This is a genomic window from Primorskyibacter sedentarius, from assembly GCF_004342065.1.
GTDB classification, from domain to species: Bacteria; Pseudomonadota; Alphaproteobacteria; order Rhodobacterales; family Rhodobacteraceae; genus Primorskyibacter; species Primorskyibacter sedentarius.
Genome location: NZ_SLZU01000002.1, coordinates 268,402 through 286,917 on the forward strand (window position 1 = coordinate 268,402; position 18,516 = coordinate 286,917).

Genomic DNA, 18,516 nt, shown 5'->3' on the forward strand with positions numbered 1-18,516 from the left:
AATCCGCGATAGGAAATAACAGGGAGACTACGAAAGATGATGAGTATTAGTAGACGCGGACTGCTCAAGACCGGTGCAGCTGCGGGTGTGCTGGCGGCAACCGGCCTGCCCCTTCGGGCGGAACCCAAACGCGGCGGCATGCTGCGCCTTGGTATCGCGGGCGCGAATACGTCCGATTCCTGGGACGGCCGTACCCATTCAGACAGCTACATGATCATGACCGCTCATGGCGCGGTATTCGACTGCCTGACAGAGGTGTCCGCGAGCGGCGAGCTTGTCGGCGAGCTGGCCGAAAGCTGGGAAGCCTCGGCAGATGCGAAGACCTGGACGTTCAAGCTGCGTCAGGGTGTGACATTCCACAACGGCAAGGCCTTCGGCGCGGATGACGTCATCGCCTCGCTGAACATGCACACGGCCGAAGGGGCGAAATCCGCCGCCAAGCCGCTTGTTTCCGCGATCACAGAGATCAAGAAGGTCAACGATCACGAGATCGTCTTCACCCTCGCCGCCGGAAACGCAGACTTCCCGTTCCTGATGTCGGATTACCACCTGCTGATGTTCCCGGCGGGCCAGATCGACGAGGCCATCGCAAACGGCATCGGCACCGGTCTTTACAAGGTCGAATCCTTCGATCCCGGTGTGCGCACGCTGCTTAGCCGCGTCGACGGGCATTACAAGGATGGCAAGGCCGGCTGGTTCGATCAGATCGAGGTGATCGCGATCAACGATTCCTCGGCCCGCATGAACGCGCTGATGACCGGACAGGTCGACGCCGTGAACCGCGTCGATTTCAAGACCGAGGCGTTGCTGAAGGCCAACCCGAACGTCGAAATCCTTGAAGTGACGGGCAACCAGCACTTTACCTTCCCGATGCTGACCAAGCTGGATCCGTTCAGCGATCTTAAGGTCCGTCAGGCGCTCAAGCACGCGATCAACCGGCAAGAGATGGTCGACAAGATCCTGCTTGGCCACGGTGCGGTTGGCAACGACCACCCGATCGGCCCTGCCAACCAGTATTTCGCCTCTGATTTGCCGCAGAACGATTATGACCCGGACAAGGCCAAGGCTCTGCTGGCCGAAGCGGGGCTGGACGGTCTCAGCGTCGATCTGTCTGCATCTGATGGCGCCTTCCAAGGGGCCGTGGACGCGGCGCAGCTGTATCAGGCATCGGCCAAGGCCGCTGGCATCAACATCAACGTCGTTCAGGAGCCTGCGGATGGGTACTGGTCGAATGTCTGGCTGAAGAAGCCGTGGTGTGCCTGCTACTGGTCCGGCCGTGCGACCGAGGATTGGATGTTCTCCTCTGCCTATGAGAAGGGCGTGCCGTGGAATGACACAGGCTGGGAGAATGACCGCTTCCAGGAGCTTCTGCTCATGGCACGTGCCGAGCTTGACAGTTCCAAGCGCAAGGAGATGTACACGGAGATGCAGATGCTGTGTTCCTCCGAAGGCGGCACCGTGGTTCCGATGTACGCCAACTATGTTGACGCACATTCGACCAAACTGGCGAATTCCGGCACCATCGGGAATGTTTTCCAGATGGACGGCAGCCGCATGATGGAACGCTGGTGGATGGCGTAAGCCACACTGCTTCCACAAAAGAAAAGCCCCGCATCACGCGGGGCTTTTTGCTGTCTCGGGGTAGGTATCTGGCGCCCAACCCCTGCCGACATGCTGTCAGAGAACGTAGCGGCTCAGATCGGTGGAACGTGTCAGCTCGCCCAGATGTTTCTCGACGAAATCGGCATCAACCGTGACGCTGAGGCCGGACTTGTCCGGCGCCTCAAAGGAAAGTTCCTCGAACACCCGTTCCATCACCGTGTAAAGCCGCCGGGCGCCGATATTCTCGATCGTCTGGTTGACCTCGGCCGCGATCTTGGCCAGCGCGGAAATCCCTTCGTCCGTGAAATCGACGCTGACCTCCTCTGTGGCCATCAGGGCGGTGTACTGGCGTGTCAGGGCGTTGTCGGTCTCGGTCAGGATCCGGACGAAATCAGCCTCGGTCAGGGCGCGCAGGTTGACCCGGATCGGCAGGCGCCCCTGAAGTTCCGGCAGAAGATCCGAAGGCTTGGCGATGTGAAACGCGCCGGAGGCGATGAACAGGATATGGTCGGTCTTGACCGACCCGTGTTTTGTGCTGACCGTCGTGCCCTCTATCAGCGGCAGAAGATCGCGCTGCACCCCTTCGCGGCTGACATCGCCACCACGGGCGTCACTGCGGGCGCAAACCTTGTCAATCTCGTCAAGGAAAACGATGCCGTTCTGTTCAACGGCTTCCAACGCTGCGGTCTTGACCGTTTCATCGTCCAAGAGCTTGTCAGCCTCTTCGGATATGAGCGCCTCATAACTTTGGGCAACAGTCAGGCGTTTACGCGTCGTCCGGCCCTGGAAGGCTTTTCCAAACAGGTCGCCAAGGTTCATCATGCCCATATTGCCGCCGGGCTGACCGGGAATGTCCAGCATCGGCATCGGGTTGGAAGTATCGAGCAGGTCCAGCTCGATCTCGGTGCCGTCCAACTCGCCCGAGATCAGCTTCTTGCGGAACATGTCCCGCGTGCCTTCGCGGGCATCTTCACCGGCAATGGCGGTGATAACGCGCTCTTCGGCGGCATGGTGGGCGGCTGCCTTGACGTCCTCGCGCATGTTTTCACGCGTCATGGCGATAGAGGCATCCACAAGATCCCGGATGATCTGTTCCACGTCGCGCCCGACATAGCCCACTTCGGTAAATTTCGTGGCCTCCACCTTGATGAACGGCGCACGCGCAAGCTTTGCAAGGCGGCGGCTGATCTCTGTCTTGCCCACACCGGTCGGGCCGATCATCAGGATGTTCTTGGGATAAACCTCGTCGCGCAGATCGTCAGACAGTTGCTTGCGCCGCCACCGATTGCGCAGGGCCACGGCCACGGCGCGCTTCGCATCGTTCTGACCGATGATGAACCGGTCAAGCTCGGAGACGATTTCGCGAGGGGTCAGGTCAGTCATTGCGGTTCCTTTTGAAACAGGCAGGCCGGGTTGGATTTCGTGGGACAGGTGGCGGGACGTCGGCGTTATGCGTCCTGGCCACTGATGCTTTCGACCGTGAGGTTCCCGTTGGTATAGACGCAGATATCAGCCGCAATCGCCATGGCGCGGCGGGCGATACTTTCGGCGTCGAGTTCGGATTCCATCATGGCGCGCCCGGCGGCAAGCGCGTAGTTCCCGCCCGACCCGATCGCGGTCACGTCATGTTCGGGTTCAAGCACGTCGCCTGCACCGGTGATGACATAAAGCTCTGTCCCGTCGGTCACGATCAGCATCGCTTCGAGCTTCTGGAGGTATTTGTCAGTCCGCCAATCCTTGGCGAGTTCGACGCTGGCTCGCTGCAACTGGCCCGGCGTTGCTTCCAGCTTGGTTTCCAGACGCTCCAGCAGGGTGAAGGCGTCGGCGGTGGATCCGGCAAAGCCCGCGACAATATCGTACCCGCCCGGCGAAATGCGCCGCACCTTGCGGGCAGTGCCCTTGATCACGGTTTGGCCAAGGCTGACCTGCCCGTCGCCTGCAATCACGACCCGGCCGCCCTTGCGGACGCCGATGATTGTCGTTCCGTGCCAACCGGGAAAGTCGTTCTCTGCCATGTCGGGCCTCCGTTCCTTCTCCGGGGTATATGGCGGGCAAGGCGGCGTGGTGCAAGGGTGGCCGCATCAACGCAACGCGGCGCGCCAAGAAAAAGGGCACCGCGAGGGTGCCCTTGATCGTTCAGTTTCTGAAGTAGCCGATCAGATCGACTCTTTGATCCAGCTTTCCAGCGCGGCCTTGGGTGCAGCGCCAGCGCGGTTGGAGATGACCTGCCCGTCCTTGAAGATGAACAGGGCGGGGATGCCGCGCACGCCCATTGCAGCAGCTGCATTGGGGTTGGAATCGACATCGACCTTGGCGATCTTGACCTGGCCGTCCATCTCTGTCGCCAGCTCTTCCAAAGCCGGACCGATCTGTTTGCAAGGACCGCACCATTCGGCCCAGAAATCCACGACAACGGGGATTTCGGAATTTTTCACTTCGGCGTCGAACGTGTCGTCGGTCACTGCCACGGTTGCCATTGAATGTCTCCTAGGGGGATTCGAGGGGGTTCTGTCTTGGGGGAGAAACCTAGGTAGCCCGGCGCATGGCGTCAAGATGTGGCGGTCATACGCAGCGCCATACTCACCATATCGTTAGGTAGGGGCATATACCGTGCGGTCTGGGTCCAGAGAATTCCAGTCTCGATTTCGCGATCAGGATAGATCTGCGCAAGTGCGGCCGCATAAGCCCCCATCTGCCGCAAAAGCCCGTCCGGGCAAAGCGCGGGGCCGTCGGGCACCGTCCGGTTCGATTTGAAATCCACGGCCGTTACCTTGGTGGGCGTCACGATAAGGCGATCAATGATGCCGTGGATCCGCCGCCCCCCCAGTTCCGTGAGCGACGCGCTGACAGGCACCTCGGCAAGGCTGCCTGCGGCGAAGAAATGCCTCAGCTCCGGCGTCTCAAGGACGTGCAGCGCCTGTTCGACCAGCTGATCACGGGCAGTAACCGGAAGATCGCCCCCCATCCGCGTCAGCAAAAGGTCCGCTCGTGCCGCGCGCAGATCCGGGGCCACGGGCGGCAGATGTTCCAGCAACAGGTGAAGCGCGGTGCCCATTGCCTTCGCGGTGTCTTCGTCCAGCCCGGCATCCCCCGGCATCGCCTTTGCGCCGCCCAGATCCGAAGGCTTCAACGTTTCGACAAGGGCAGGGGCGTCCGGGGCGGGGTGCCGCATGAAGGCCGGCAACTCTGGCGAGGTGACAGCGGGGTGCGCCTTTTTGGGCCGCGGCGGGCTGTCCCAGTCACCCGTCTGGAGGCGAAGCCCCGGCCCCGACCCGTGCTCGCCAAAGTCGAATCCGTGTTCGGCTGCGCCGACCCGCACCATACCGGCCCGGACCCTGTCGTGCCAGGCCTCCCCATCCTTGCCCAGCTCTCCGGCGGCTGCGACGATCAGCCATTGCTCTGCGCGGGTCATCGCCACGTAAAGCAACCGGTCGCGTTCGTTGCGCTGTGCCGCGCGTTCCGCCTCTTGAGCCTCGGTCTGAAGGGGGGGGCTTTGCGTGGCGCCCGATGGCCAGATGACCGTATCACCGCATTGCATCAGGCCGCGGGTCGAACGTTCGATACGTTGGGCGCAATCGGGCAGGATGACGATGGGTGCCTCCAGACCTTTCGCGCCATGGACGGTCATCACTCGGATCCTGTCGCCCGCGCTGTCAGCCTGCCGCTTGATCTCGAAATCGTCGGTCTGCATCCATTCCAGAAAGCCCGTCAGGCTGGGGATGTCCGATTGCTCGTAGCCAAGCGCTTGCGACAGAAGCGCGTTGATCCCGTCTTCGGCCTCTTCGCCCAGCCGGGACAGCAGCTTTCGCCGGCCGTCGTGACGGGTCAGGATGCGTTCGATCAGGTCGTAGGGCCGCAGGAAATCGGTCTTGCCCATCAGGTCGTTCAGCACGGCCCAGACGTCTGGAAACTCGTCGCGGCGGCGGCGCAGTGCTGTCCAGAGGAACGGGCTGTCACGGCGATGGGCAAGGTCAAAGACCTGTTGTTCGGACCAGCCGAATAGGGGAGATTTCAGCGCCTCCGCCAGCGACAGGCTGTCCTCGGGCGTCGCCAGAACTTTCAGCACGGCGGCGAGGTCTCGCACCGCCAGTTCCGCACCGACCTTCAGCCGGTCGGCCCCTGCGATGGGCAGCCCGGCGGCCTTGCAGGCGCGAATGATCTCATGAAACAGCGGCCCGCGGCGCTGGACGAGGATCAGGAAATCCCCGGCATGGATCTGGCGCGGCACGTAATGCCCGGTATGGCCAACCTCACTGCCGATCGCTTTCCCCAGCTGGTCGCGAATGAAATCAGCGATCCGCGCGGCCAATGTCACCGTGTGGTGGCGCGTTCCGGGCCGGTCAAGCGGGTCGTACCACGGCGTGTCGTCCTTTTCGGTGCTGCGCTCGACAACGGGCCAAAGATCGACGCGGCCGGGCATCTTTTCCTTGAAGGCGCGGTGTGTCTCTGCGCTGCCAAAGCCGGCGTCGTCACGTCCGGCAAAGGTTTCATCCACCAGCCGCAGCACGGGCGAGGCCGACCGGAACGAGAATTGCAGCGTCAGGTCCTGCAGAGGCGTCGCAGAGGCCGCGAGCCTTGTCGCGAATTCATCGCGCATCCGGTCGAATTCCCGCGGGTCGGCGCCCTGAAAGGAATAGATCGACTGTTTCTTGTCCCCCACGACAAAAACCGTGCGCACATGGTCCGACCGGGCCGTTTCGCCCGCGGTGAATTCCTGCGCCAGCCGTTCGATGATCTGCCACTGCACGGGACTGGTATCCTGCGCCTCATCGACAAGGATGTGATCAATCCCGCCATCCAGCTTATACAGCACCCACGCCGCGACCTTGGGGTCATTCAGCAATGCGCGCGCCTTGAAGATCAGGTCGTCGAAATCAAGCCACCCCCGGCGCTGCTTGGCGGCATCGTAGCGGGGCAGGAACTGCACGGCGAACCGGTGCAGCGCGCTGGTCTTTTCAGCAGCCAACAGCCCGAGCCGCTCGGTCCGCGCGCTCTCGACCCGGTGCATCAGATCTTCGAGCCGTGGCATCAGATGCGGGATGGCTTTTTGCAGGCCCTTGGTGGGAAAGCTCCCGATCTTGGCCGAGAAGGGTTCGGCGGCCTTGGCGCCGGTCAGGAAAACGGTTTCCAGCACCGGCAGCGCGTCTATATCCAGCTGCCCTATCCCGCCAAGCGGCCCGCTGGCCCGGATATCCATGGCGCTGCTGGCCTTGAGCGCGGGCACAAGCTCTGCCAGCAGCTCTGCCTCGCCGCCCAGAAAGACCTTGCGGACAATGCTGTCGCGGGTCACGTCCGGCGCAAGCCCGTAAAGCGATTTGATCTCCGCCTCCGTCAGGGGATCGGCCAGCACGGTCCGGTGCTGCACGATGTTCTGGGTCAGCCCGTCAAGATCATCGTCGCTGGAAAAATGCCAGGCCACAGCAGTGACTTCCTTAGGATGGGAGACCGACAGCTCATCGACCACTTCAGCCTGAAGCAACGTCGCGGCGCGGCCCTCCATCTCCTTGAATTGCGGGCTGATGCCGGCCTCCAGCGGGAAACGCCGCAAAAGCGCCGCGCAGAAAGAGTGGATCGTCTGGATCCGCAACCCGCCCGGCGTTTCAATCGCGCGGGCAAAGAGCGTGCGCGCCTGTTGCAGGTAGCTCTCGCCCAGCGTGGCCTCGACACCCAGCTGGTCCAGTTCGTTGCTAAGTGCGGCATCGTCAAGCATGGCCCATTCGCCAAGCCGCTTGAAAAGGCGGTTTTGCATCTCGCTGGCGGCGGCCTTGGTATAGGTCAGGCAAAGGATGTGCGATGGGTCGACCTTGTTGAGCAGCAGCCGCGCAACGCGGTCGGTCAGAACCCGCGTCTTGCCAGAGCCCGCATTGGCCGAAAGCCACGTGGACTTGGCCGGGTGCGCTGCGCGAACCTGCGCCTCGGTCGCGTCATCCCGGATCATTCCAGCATCTCCCTGACGGCTTCGTCGGCGACGTCCCATTCGCCAAAACGGCTAAGCTGATCGTAGTCCGAGCCCAGCCTGTCCTCGCGCATGGCGCGGCGCGCGGTAAAGCCCTGATCCTCGGTCAGGTAGGCGGCGATCAGGGCGGTGAAGTCCTCCCACACCTTTGCGGGCGGTTCCTTGTCAAGCGGCGCGGCCACCTCGCGCGGCGGTGCGGTCAGCCCGATGAAAAGCGCCTGGGCCACCTCTGCCGGGGCAAGGTCGGCAAAGGCGCCCTGTTCCGCCATTGCTGCCTCCAGCAGTAGCTGCTTGTCGAACTTGGCCTGTTCCGAGGGGCTGGGCGGCGTCCCGGTCTTGTAGTCGAAAATATGCAGCCGGCCTTCGCCATCACGGTCGATCCGGTCGGCTTTGGCGGTCAGGGCGAACCCCAGCGCAGGGATTTCGGCAACGCCGCGGCGCTCTTGCGCGACAGGCTTGGCGACCTGCTGTCGCTGCGCCTCATTCGCCACGAAGCCATGCGCGGCGCGGTCCAGCCGCGCCTGCCAGATCCGTCGGGTGGACGGCCATGGCACATCCTGTTCCAGCGTTTCCTTCGCGATTGTGGACAGGTGCCGTGGCGACAGGAGCGCGTTGTCCTCGGTGGCATCGCGCACGAACCGCTCCACCACGCTGTGCAGCAGGATCCCGCGCAACAGTGCGTCGGGTGCGCGTTGCAGCGGGTCCAGCGGGCGCAGGCGCAAGACATGGCGTGCGTAGATCGCGTAAGGGTCGCGGATCAGCCGCTTGATCTCTGTCACCGACAGCTTCCTTGGCCGGGAAAGAACTGGCGGGCAGGGCGATGGACGCGGCGCAGGGGCGACGGTTTCGGTTGCTTCCAGGGCGCGGGCATGGGCCAGCCAGGTCTCACCACGCGCCTTCATCTGGCGCAATGCCTCGTCACCATTTCGGCCATGCAGGCCGTTCATCAGGTTTGTCAGGCGGTTGAGCCAGCGCGCCGCGACAGTCTCCGCGTCATCGGACCTCAGCGACCGGGTCAGCCAGACCTCTGGCGCGGCGGCGGCTTGCTGGAAATCATGCGCCGCAAGCCCGATACGGCGTTCGGGCAGCAGCAGCCCGGCGTCGTGGCGCATTTTCCGGTTAAGCCACGGGTCCGCGCCGGGAAGCTCCGGCCAGCTGCCTTCGTTCAACCCGCCAAGGATCAGCAGATCTGCCCCCTGAACACGGGCCTCCAACGTGCCCCAGATCAGGATATGCGGATGTGGTGCATCGCGGTCGCGCAAAGGTTCGGCCGAGACCAGGATGCCAGATACAAGCGCATCGTAATCCGCAGCATCGACTTCTCCGCCATGGGCGGCTTCGTTGGCGAGCTCCTGCATGGTCTTGAGCGCCCCGCGCCCGGCGGCCTGTTCCCACAGGATGCCGCTGCCCAGCCCGACCGGACCAGCAGCAATTGCTTCGGCCCGCGCCATGTGGTCTGACGCCCAGTCGGCCAGAGGACGTTTGCCCGGAACCGGATCGGCCATCAGGCAGGCGCCCAGCCAGTCAAGCCATTCCTGCGCCTCGAATTTTTCGGCCCATTCCTGCAACGCCGCGACAGTCGGGAAGGGGATGCCGTGGCGACGAATGTAAAGCTCCAGCTCGCGCGTCAGGATCAGGTGCCGGTTGCGGTCTTGCCCGGAATGCGTCAGCGGATGCTTGAGAAGCGTCAGCAGCATTTCGGCCGTACAGGTCCGCTGAAAAAGGTCGACCACGTGCCGCAGGAACCGGCCCGGCGGGGTCAGTTGCAACGGCGTGCCCGCGCTGTCATCGGGAACAATATCCCATCTGTCGAGCGCCGAGGTGACCTGCCGGGTGAGCATGCGGTCGGGTGTGATCAGCGCGGCGGTCTGGCCGTCCTCTGCCGCCTGTCGCAGCCGCATCGCGATGGCCAGCGCTTCGTCCCGGCGGGTTGGGGCCTCGACCAGCGTGACATCCCCGGTTGCGCCGACCAGATCCGGCAAGGTCGGGCCGTCGGTCAGCCATTGATCCGTGACGGGGGCGGGCCGCAACGCGAGCGACAGCAACCGGTTGCGATCCGGCGAGGGCGCGGGTGTCTCTGACCAGGGCGGCACTTGCGACGGGCCAAGCTCCAGCTGCTGCATCAGTCGGGCAAAGCGGTATTGCGGGTGATCTTCGCTGGTCAACCCGTCGGTAAGCGCGCCCCAGACATGATCGGGCATGTCATAGTCAAACCCGGGCAGGACCACCGCCCCCTGCGGAAGCTGCGCAACCGCCCGCATCAACAGCGCGGTCGTTCCGCGCGATCCGGTGGACCCGGCGAGGATGATCGGGTGAGAGGGCGGCGACAGCTCCCACTCCCTGATCAGGCGCAGCGTCGCCCGCCTTTGCCAGGCGGCCATGTCAGGCGGCTCTGCCTCTGCGTCGAAATAGGTCTGGACGATGCTGATGAAGCGCTGTGTGCGTTCCCAATGCCCGCTGAGATCCGAGACATCCAGCCCGGCGATGGCTTCGGGGGGCACGCCTTCGCCCTGCATTTCATCCATCAGGGTGGCAAGGCTGTCGGCAAGATCGAACAGGGAGCTGCGCGGCGCTAGGTCGGGTTGCTGGTCCAGCAGGCGCGTGATCAGTTGCGACAGTTCCAGCCTGCGCCTCAGCGATGGAACAGGCTGCGGCAGATCCGGCATTTGCGTTCCATCCGCGAGCGAGGTGAGCAGGCGGACGCGCGGCAGCAACCTCGGCGGGCCTTCATCAAACAGCGTGCGGATGCGGCGCGACATGCGGCGGGTGTTCACGATCAGCTCGACCTGCGCCCAGTCCTCTGGGGTGGCGTCTGCCATCCGTTTCGTCAGCCCGTCGATCAATGCCGCCGGAAAATCCACACCGGGGGCGAGGCCGAACAGGCGCGGCGCGGGCGAGCCATCAAACATGCAGCATGTCCTCGGCCAGCGCGATGCCTTCGGGGTGGCCGACATCGCACCATTTGCCGTCATATGGCAGACCGTAAAGCCGGCCGCTTTCCGCGATCCGGTTCCACAGCAGATTGAGCGAGAAGGCCCGTTCGGGAATGTCATGCAGCCCGTCCGTCCGGATGATCTGCACGCCGCTATAAACCAGCCCGGGCCCGCGGGTCAGCTGCCCGTCGGGCGCCAGGGTGAAATCGCCGCTGCCCTTGTGGCCCACCGCGTTCTGAAGGGGCACGCAGAGCAGTAGCGCGTCCATCTCCTCCGGTCGCCATGCCGCGGCCAAAAGCTCGAACGGGTTCGGCCCGCGCCAGACAGCATCCGTGTTCGTGGTGAAGACCGGGTTCGACTGCAAAAGCGGCAATGCCTGCCGCAACCCGCCGCCAGTGTCGAGGATTTCGGGCGTCTCGTCGCTGAGGTGGACGTCAGTGTTTGATAGATGGGCGCGCAAAAGGTCCGGCAGGTAATGCAGGTTGACCACGCGGCGCAGGCCGGGAAGCGTCTGTGTCAGCTCCAGCGCATGGTCGATCAGGGGGCGCCCCGCGACCTCGATCAGGGGTTTCGGACGGGTGCGGGTCAGCTCCTTCATCCGCGTGCCAAAGCCTGCGGCAAAGATCATTACGGCTTGCGGGTCGGACACTGCGATTTAAGCCTTTCAAGGGTCGAGATTTCAGGGGATGGCAGCAGCGGCAGCAGCTTTTCGGCAAGATCTGCCAGTGCGGGATGCCGCAAGTTGTCTTGCAGATGGGTCCATACCCGAGGGATCAGATCGATGTAATGCGATTTGCCCGCCGAGATGCATAACCGGGTGAAGACCCCCAGAATGCGCAGGTTTCGTTGTGCGCCAAGCGTGGCGGCAGCAGCAGAAAACTGGTCCGGATCATGTCCGGTCAGGGTCAGGAAATGCGCCGTCGTGTCCTCCGCAATCGTCTGCGGCACGTCGCGACGGGCGTCTTGCAGCAGCGACACAAGGTCATAGGGCGAATGGCCCAGCATGGCATCCTGAAAGTCCAGAAGACCGGCGCGGGCGCTGCCTTCGCGGTCCGGCAACCAAAGCAAGTTTTCGGCATGAAAGTCGCGCAACATGGTCACTGACGGCGCACCGGCATGGGCTTCGAGTGCGGCCAGCAAGGCGTCCATCGCCTCTGTCTTCGCCGCCTGCGGCACATCGTGGCCTGCGCGTGCGGCGTACCAGTCAAAGGCAAGATCCGTGGCCTGTGCCAGCATCACCGGTGTCGCCCGCGGCAGATCCGCAGGGGGTGGGAGTCGATGGAGCCTGGCCAGAACCTCTGCCGCCGTACGATAAAGTACGGGCTCCAGCGAGGGCTGCTCGATCGCCAGTCGCGCGAATAATGCGTCACCCAGATCCTCCAGCAGCAGCAAACCGTTCTGCGTGTCGGCGGCCAGAATGCGCGGTGCGCTCAGCCCATGCGCCACGAGGTATTCCGCGAGCGATTGGAAAAGGCCCGTGTCGCCGGTCGGATCGATCATCAGGATGGCAGAGGCCGTCTGCTTCGTCAGGCGTTGATAGGCCCGCGCCGAAGCGTCCCCTGCAAGGGCCGTTCTCTCGGCGTCGGCCCAGCCCGCGCGCGCAAGGAATGTGTCTTGCGCCGTCATGTGGCCACCCCTTCAAGACGCGTTTCCCATTTCGGGTCAGTCCAGGATAATTCCAGGGCGCGCGCACCTTCCGTGCCGGTCGCGGCAAGGGTGATCGTCAACGCCCCGACCGGCGCCAGTGACCCAAGCCTGTCTGGCCATTCAACAAGGCAGATCGCGGTGTCAAACGCGTCTTCCAACCCCAGTTCGATGCATTGCGAAGGATCCGAAAGCCGGTAGAGGTCGCAATGCCAAATCTCGCCGGGCGCGGCATCATAGACCTGCACCAGCGTGTAAGTGGGCGAGGGCACATCTTCTGGCACAAGCAGAAGCGACTGGATCAGGTGGCGCGCGAAAAAGGTTTTGCCCGCGCCGATGCCCCCCTCCAGCAGCACAGTGTCACCGGGCCGCAGCCCTGCGCCAAGCGCCTCGGCAATATTGCCGGTCGCCTGTTCATCAGGGCAGGAAAGGGTCTTTGATCTGCGAGACATGCGGCGACATTAACGCCCGTGCCTGCGGCTGCAAGCGGGTTCAGACCCCCTCAGTGTTCAATTGCCGCTGGGGCAATGCAGGTGTTTCGCAGTTGAAGCTGACCAGCGTAGACCCCCCTGCGACGGGTGTGACCCGGCACAGAATCCGCATGTTGTTCTTGTGTTCGACATGCATCTCCCATGCTGCGCGGTCGTGCCCCTGAACAACGAAGTCGCGCAGCTCTCCCCAGATGGGGGAGGGTTTGCACATTTCCTGCCACTGGCGCGTTGCGTCCACGACGGTCAATTCGGCAAAGCTGCTGTCGGGATCGGATTTCCACAAGGTGCGGTATGCCGCGTTGGAGAATGTCAGCACCCCATTCTGGGAAAAGATCGCAATGGCATCATCCAGCGTGTCGATCACGCATTGGCTGAGTTCCAGTTCGGACCGGAAGCGCCGCGTCAGCGAGATCTCGGCGCTGATATCCTCGATCAGAAAGGCGATGGCCCCGTCGGGATGCGGCCGCCCGGTCACCTTGTAGGTCAGTCCCGATGGCAGGGACCAGGTCTCGGAATAACGGTCGTCACTGGCGGCGGCGACAAGATCGGCCATCTGTTCGCGCCAATCGTTGTAATTCTTCGGCTCCGGCATCATGCGGCCTTCGCGCAACCGGTCAAAAAATGAAAGCAGGTTAGGCCGCCCGGACAGGAATTCCGCCGAAAGCTGGGTCAGGTCGATCATCGCCGGATTGAACAGTGCAAGCTGCCTGTTCCTATCAAAGATGGCGAGGCCAATGGGCAGATGTGCAAACGTCTTTGTCAGGGTCTGGACGAAATTGCGCTGCGCGATCTCTGCGCGGACCACGGCGGTAACGTCGATTCCGTAATGCAGCCACGCGTTGCCCTGCTGCGCCGAGGTAATATCGAACCAGCGCTGTGCGTCGCCCTTTGGCGAGGCGAGGCAGGTGCGCCGCGTCCGCATATGTTCCGGCCCGCCCGGTGGCATGTCGAAGATTGGTGCGCCGGGTTCGGGCGATGCGACATCTGCAGCCAGCGACTCGTAGGCCTTGTTGCTCCAGTCCGTCCGGCCCGTTTCGTCGCTTTTCCAGATCGGGTTCGGTGCTGTGCCCAGGGCCGTTCGCAGCACTTCCAACTCTGTCTGTGCGGCACGAAGCTGGTGGAGGTCGGCAGAGTTCGCGGGTCTGTCACATAGCGACAGCCGCATCCGGCTGCCCACCTGTTCAAGCTCCAGATAGCCGTCGTCGCCCGGGCTGCCGGATGCAAACAGGCGCCGCTCCGTGGGCGCCTTTCTGGGCAGCGACGGAAACCGAGGGCGCAACGCAGCAGAGAGTTCAGCCCAGGTCTCTTCAGAACCGGTGATCAACGCGCGGGCCTCGTCGGTGGCGTCCACGATGTCCTGACCCCTGAACAGGGCCGAGATGGCGGGTTCGGCATCCGAAGCGGGTCGGCCTGCATGCGGGGTCTCACCCCCGGCCTTTCCCAGCAGCGCCAGAATGACAAGCGCGGTGACGAGAGCTGCGGCGCAGACAATCAGAATATTGTAGATGTCGATCATAGTGCCGTTTCCGTCGCTCCACTTGGTCGTGTGAACAATTCCTTACCCGCGTTAATAACTCCTTAACCGAGATTTCGTTCTACGCCTCGATCGGGGTGTTCTCTCCGATAGGTTGGGTCTGTTTGCCCAGGTCGGTTTCGATCTTGCTGCGCGGCCAGACGACCTCGACAATCGCGCCGCAGCGTTCAGTCTGGCTGCGCTGGGGGCCATGCGCGTCCGACCCGTTCGCAAAGCTCAGCTGCGCGCCCGTCCGTTCCAGCAGCGTCTTGGCGATGAAGAGGCCCAGCCCCATGCCTTCGTATTCAGGCCGCGCCTTGCGATCACGGTCAGACCGTCTGTTGCGCACGAAAGGGTCGCCGATGCGTCCGATCAGATGCGGCGGGTAGCCCCGCCCGTCATCGATGATGCGGACCGTGACGTTGCTGTCTGTCCACATCGCCTCGATCCAGACGGTGCTGCGGGCAAAATCGACGGCGTTCTGCACCAGATTGCGCAGGCCGTGAATGATTTCCGGCTGACGCAGGATATTGGGCTGTTCTTCTTCTCCGCCTGGGCCGGGCCCTTCGTCGAACAGGATGTTCTTGCCGCGCCCCTCATGCGGCTCGGCCGCTTCTGCGATGATCTGGGCCAGAGGCGCCTGACGCATGTGCAGGTCTTCTTTGCCCGCCCGCCCCATAGACCGCAGGATATCGCGGCAGCGATCGGCCTGTTCGCGGATAAGGCGCGCATCTTCCTGACGCTCGGGCTGGTCGCTCAGATCCTCGATCAATTCGGAAGAGGTCAGCTTGATCGTGGCAAGAGGCGTTCCAAGCTCGTGCGCGGCTGCCGCCACGACCCCGCCCAGATCATTCAGTTTCTGGGCGCGCGACAATGCCAGCTGGGTAGCGGCCAGCGCGTCATCCATGGAATGCATCTCTTTCGCGATCCACCGCGAATAGACCGAAAGGAAAAGCAGCGCGATGGTGATCGCCACCCAGTTTCCGTAAAGAAACGTGTCCGGGATTCGCAGGATGAACCCCTGATCGGTGCGCAGGGGAAGGTGGTATTCGATCAGCAGGGTCACAAGTACAAAGGCGGTGATGCCCAGAAAAGCCGTCGAGCGCAGCGTCAAGACAGACGCCGAGATCGTCACCGGCCCCAGCACCAGCAACGAGAACGGATTGTGCAACCCACCGGTCAGATAGAGCAGGAACGACAGCTGCAACACGTCGAACAACACCATCAGGAAATTTTCGGATTCGCTGAGGCGTTTGTTCTCGGGAAAAATGAACAGGGCGATCAGGTTGCCGATAACCGACACGCCGACCGTCATCAGGCACAGGCCGAGTTCAAGCGACAGGTTGAACATCCGCTGCGCGACGAACAGCGCAACAAGCTGTCCGATAATGGCCATCCAGCGGATCAGGATCATCGTGCGCAGACGGATCCAGTTGCCGCGGTTGCGACCGCCGTGGAATATGGTGTCGGCGTGGCTCATCTGCGGCTATTGATCCCTTGCAAAACGTCCGTCAATTGTTAGGTCTGCGGCGGCCCCGGATCAAGCACCGGGGCAGACATCCCTTTGTCCCGGAGCGCCCAGAATGATGAAAACAGCCTTGTTCGCCGCAACCATAGCAGGGGCCGCAGCTCTGGGTGTTGTCTATTTCAACTTGCAGACCGGCTCTGACGACAGGTTTGCCCAATGCCGGGCGACTGCTGTTGCAGGTGGCGCGGACGAAATCGGCGGGCCGTTCACGCTGATGAATTCGGCGGGCGAGACGGTGACCGATGCTGACGTCATCACCGAACCGTCGCTGATCTACTTTGGATACACGTTCTGCCCCGATGTCTGCCCGCTGGATGTGGCGCGCAATGCCGATGCCGTTGATGTTCTGGCAGAGCATGGCAAATCCGTGACACCTATCTTCATCTCGATCGATCCCAAGAGGGACACGCCCGAAGCGGTGGGCGATTTTGCCTCCAACATGCATGAGCGCATGATCGGGCTGACGGGCACGCCGGAACAGGTCAAGGCTGCGAGCCAAACCTATCGCACCTATTACAAGGCGCATGACGACGGCTCTGACTACTATCTCGTGGACCATTCGACCTTTAGCTACCTCGTGCTGCCAGAGCACGGTTTCGTTGAATTTTTCCGCCGGGAACTGGCCCCCGAAGAGATGGCAGACAGGATTGCGTGCTTCATCGACAACGCCTGATTTCATATGGTTTGACCACTCCTTGCCCGCAGGATAGGTATATATATACAACGGCATACAAGCCCGGAGGAAAGTCGAGTGGCAGAAACGAAGCTACAGGAACTGGGAGACGACAAGAGCCTCCTGCTTCTGGATGATGACGAGGCTTTTCTCAGACGACTGGCCAAGGCGATGGAAAAGCGCGGCTTCGAGGTCGAGATCGCAGGCTCTGTCGCGGCTGGCAAAGCAATCGCCACCGCCCGTCCGCCCGCTTATGCCGTCTGCGACCTGCGGCTGGAGGACGGAAACGGCCTGGACGTGGTCGAAGTCCTGCGTGAGAAACGCCCCGACTGCCGCATCGTCGTGCTGACGGGCTATGGCGCAATTGCCACGGCAGTTGCCGCTGTAAAGATCGGGGCGACGGATTACCTGTCAAAACCTGCGGATGCGACGGACATTACCAATGCGCTTCTGGCCACGGGCGACGACATGCCGCCGCCGCCGGAAAACCCGATGAGCGCCGACCGGGTGCGTTGGGAACATATTCAGCGCGTCTACGAGCTTTGTGACCGGAATGTATCGGAAACCGCGCGTCGGCTGAACATGCACCGGCGGACATTGCAGCGAATTCTGGCAAAGCGGTCTCCGCGCTGACAGAACGCTGTACCTTCAGGTCATCGCGGCCAGAAGGACGGTGTGCCTGCGGGTGAATTCGGCGCGCGTTTCTGACGGCGGACGCAACCGAATTGTCAGCTCTCGTGTTATCGCCGGATCGGGTGCGCCAAAAAGGCGGTCCGCCTCGCTTTTCGAGAAGCCCGCAATCTGGACAGCCTCCATCCAGGCGCTGATCTTGTCGGCCTTCTTGATCTGCCGTTTGATCTTTACCGGAATGGTCGCGGGCAGACCGAAGCGAAGGTGGATTGCAGCGGTCAGCCGTTCATCCAGCGCGCCATAGCCCGGCCCCACAGCGGCCTTCACCGGAGAGATCATGTCGCCGATCACATATTCGGGCGCGTCGTGCAGAAGCGCCGCAAGTTGCCATTTGACCGGCGCTTCGGGACAGATGCGGGTGAATAGCGTCTCAACCAGAAGCGAATGCTCGGCGACGGAGAAGGCGTGTTCGCCGCGCGTCTGACCATTCCACCGGGCGACAAAGGCGAGGCCATGCGCGATGTCCTCGATCTCTATATCAACTGGAGTCGGATCCAGCAGGTCGAGCCTGCGCCCCGACAGCATCCGTTGCCATGCGCGTGGTTGTTTTGGCATCTCGCCTTCCTGTGCTTTGCAATGGGCACTGCCTAAGCCGTCCGGATTCCGGTGTAAATCCCGGCAGAGCCGGATGGGACGCACAGATGCCCGGAAGTGCGCGCCGCGCGCTCAGTCCAGCGTTATCGGCCTTGTGGCATAGACGAAATTTCCATGCAGTTTGCCGATCTTGGAATAGTTCAGCCCCCGGAAAGTGCGGCTGATCCATTGCGCCTGCCCAAGATATTCCAGGATCAGTATTGGCTGCCAGCGGTGGATCAGGTGCCACGCGCCCTTGAGGGCCTGCTTTTCATGGCCTTCGACATCAAGCTGCAAGATCGACAGTTTGCGATCCAGCGGGACGGTATAGTCGAGCATCACCGCCTTGACCGGCTCCACCCCCGGGCCATCCTCGGTCACGAATTTGCTGAGCCCGCCAAGCGAGCGCCCCTCTTCATCGCGTGTCTGGAACAGCACCTCGCCGTCGCGGTTCGACAGGGCGGCATTGGTCAAAGTGACGTTTGACAGGTCATTCAGCGCTACGGTCTGGCTGGCAGCGGCATGGTTGCCGGGGTTGGGTTCGAATGCCCAAAGCCGCGAGTCCGGCGCAAGCGCCGTGGAAAGCGCGGGTATGAAGTCGCCGAAAAAAGCGCCCGCGTGGATGATGTCACCATCGCCCGCGTGTTTGCGCATGAAGCGGATCGTGTCAGGCTCGTACACCTTGCCTGCCAAAACGGCGCGCGAGGCCGGTCGCCGCTCCAGCCCCTCGGGTACGCAATATCTTCCGTATTCGTTTTCGGGCACGTCCTTGCCCGGGGCCGAAGCCTTTGCAGTTGCCATTACTCAATACCCGCCCTGAACCGGCCGCATCACCCCGGCCCTGACGGCGCAAACCTTGATCTACGTTGCTTGGGAAATCAAGGGATGGTACGGGCATGGCAAACCTATCAGG

15 protein-coding genes are annotated in these 18,516 nt (G+C 62.7%); 3 read left to right on the forward strand and 12 right to left on the reverse strand.

What is annotated here, in order from left to right; genetic code table 11:
- Positions 1 to 36 precede the first annotated feature (36 nt).
- Positions 37 to 1,581 carry an ABC transporter substrate-binding protein gene (locus EDD52_RS05135; protein WP_132242521.1) on the forward strand — a complete coding sequence of 515 codons (1,545 nt, stop codon included), beginning with the start codon at positions 37 to 39 and terminating at the stop codon, positions 1,579 to 1,581.
- 96 nt (positions 1,582 to 1,677) lie between these two features.
- Here the strand turns inward: EDD52_RS05135 and hslU are convergent, their stop codons facing one another.
- The 10 genes from hslU to regB all read right to left on the reverse strand — a co-directional run bounded on the left by hslU (position 1,678) and on the right by regB (position 15,619).
- On the reverse strand, positions 1,678 to 2,985 hold the full coding sequence (hslU, locus tag EDD52_RS05140; RefSeq protein ID WP_132242522.1) for an ATP-dependent protease ATPase subunit HslU: 1,308 nt from the start codon (positions 2,983 to 2,985) through the stop codon (positions 1,678 to 1,680).
- Between the two features lie 65 nt (positions 2,986 to 3,050).
- Positions 3,051 to 3,617: an ATP-dependent protease subunit HslV gene (gene hslV / locus EDD52_RS05145; RefSeq protein ID WP_132242524.1), complete on the reverse strand. Its 567-nt coding sequence runs from the start codon at positions 3,615 to 3,617 to the stop codon at positions 3,051 to 3,053.
- Positions 3,618 to 3,758: 141 nt separating this feature from the next.
- A complete protein-coding gene (gene trxA / locus EDD52_RS05150) occupies positions 3,759 to 4,079 on the reverse strand; it encodes a thioredoxin (RefSeq protein WP_132242526.1) in 321 nt (106 codons plus the stop codon).
- A 71-nt stretch (positions 4,080 to 4,150) separates the two neighbouring features.
- The gene (gene addA, locus EDD52_RS05155; protein ID WP_132242528.1) at positions 4,151 to 7,540 is read right to left on the reverse strand and encodes a double-strand break repair helicase AddA; all 3,390 of its coding nucleotides are present in this window, start codon (positions 7,538 to 7,540) and stop codon (positions 4,151 to 4,153) included.
- On the reverse strand, positions 7,537 to 10,467 hold the full coding sequence (addB, locus tag EDD52_RS05160) for a double-strand break repair protein AddB (protein ID WP_132242530.1): 2,931 nt from the start codon (positions 10,465 to 10,467) through the stop codon (positions 7,537 to 7,539). The genes addA and addB overlap by 4 nt, the downstream gene beginning before the upstream one ends.
- A complete protein-coding gene (locus tag EDD52_RS05165; protein ID WP_132242532.1) occupies positions 10,460 to 11,119 on the reverse strand; it encodes a nucleotidyltransferase family protein in 660 nt (219 codons plus the stop codon). The genes addB and EDD52_RS05165 overlap by 8 nt, the downstream gene beginning before the upstream one ends.
- Positions 11,119 to 12,117: an aminoglycoside phosphotransferase family protein gene (locus EDD52_RS05170; RefSeq protein WP_132242534.1), complete on the reverse strand. Its 999-nt coding sequence runs from the start codon at positions 12,115 to 12,117 to the stop codon at positions 11,119 to 11,121. The genes EDD52_RS05165 and EDD52_RS05170 overlap by 1 nt, the downstream gene beginning before the upstream one ends.
- On the reverse strand, positions 12,114 to 12,587 hold the full coding sequence (gene tsaE / locus EDD52_RS05175) for a tRNA (adenosine(37)-N6)-threonylcarbamoyltransferase complex ATPase subunit type 1 TsaE (protein ID WP_132242536.1): 474 nt from the start codon (positions 12,585 to 12,587) through the stop codon (positions 12,114 to 12,116). Before tsaE ends, EDD52_RS05170 begins: the two co-directional genes overlap by 4 nt.
- Positions 12,588 to 12,627: 40 nt before the next feature.
- Complete coding sequence (locus tag EDD52_RS05180; protein ID WP_243651842.1) at positions 12,628 to 14,142, reverse strand: PAS-domain containing protein; 1,515 nt, start codon at positions 14,140 to 14,142, stop codon at positions 12,628 to 12,630.
- A 79-nt stretch (positions 14,143 to 14,221) separates the two neighbouring features.
- The gene (regB, locus tag EDD52_RS05185; RefSeq protein WP_132242538.1) at positions 14,222 to 15,619 is read right to left on the reverse strand and encodes a sensor histidine kinase RegB; all 1,398 of its coding nucleotides are present in this window, start codon (positions 15,617 to 15,619) and stop codon (positions 14,222 to 14,224) included.
- 106 nt (positions 15,620 to 15,725) lie between these two features.
- Here regB and EDD52_RS05190 point away from each other — a divergent pair, with 106 nt between their 5' ends.
- Both EDD52_RS05190 and EDD52_RS05195 read left to right on the forward strand, forming a co-directional pair.
- Positions 15,726 to 16,340: an SCO family protein gene (locus tag EDD52_RS05190; protein ID WP_424449892.1), complete on the forward strand. Its 615-nt coding sequence runs from the start codon at positions 15,726 to 15,728 to the stop codon at positions 16,338 to 16,340.
- A gap of 78 nt (positions 16,341 to 16,418) precedes the next feature.
- The gene (locus tag EDD52_RS05195) at positions 16,419 to 16,973 is read left to right on the forward strand and encodes an ActR/PrrA/RegA family redox response regulator transcription factor (protein ID WP_132242542.1); all 555 of its coding nucleotides are present in this window, start codon (positions 16,419 to 16,421) and stop codon (positions 16,971 to 16,973) included.
- Positions 16,974 to 16,988: 15 nt separating this feature from the next.
- Here the strand turns inward: EDD52_RS05195 and EDD52_RS05200 are convergent, their stop codons facing one another.
- The gene (locus EDD52_RS05200) at positions 16,989 to 17,585 is read right to left on the reverse strand and encodes an HD domain-containing protein (RefSeq protein ID WP_132242543.1); all 597 of its coding nucleotides are present in this window, start codon (positions 17,583 to 17,585) and stop codon (positions 16,989 to 16,991) included.
- 111 nt (positions 17,586 to 17,696) lie between these two features.
- Entirely contained in the window at positions 17,697 to 18,404 is a 708-nt protein-coding gene (locus tag EDD52_RS05205) for an FkbM family methyltransferase (RefSeq protein WP_132242545.1), read from the reverse strand.
- Between the last annotated feature and the right edge of the window lie 112 nt (positions 18,405 to 18,516).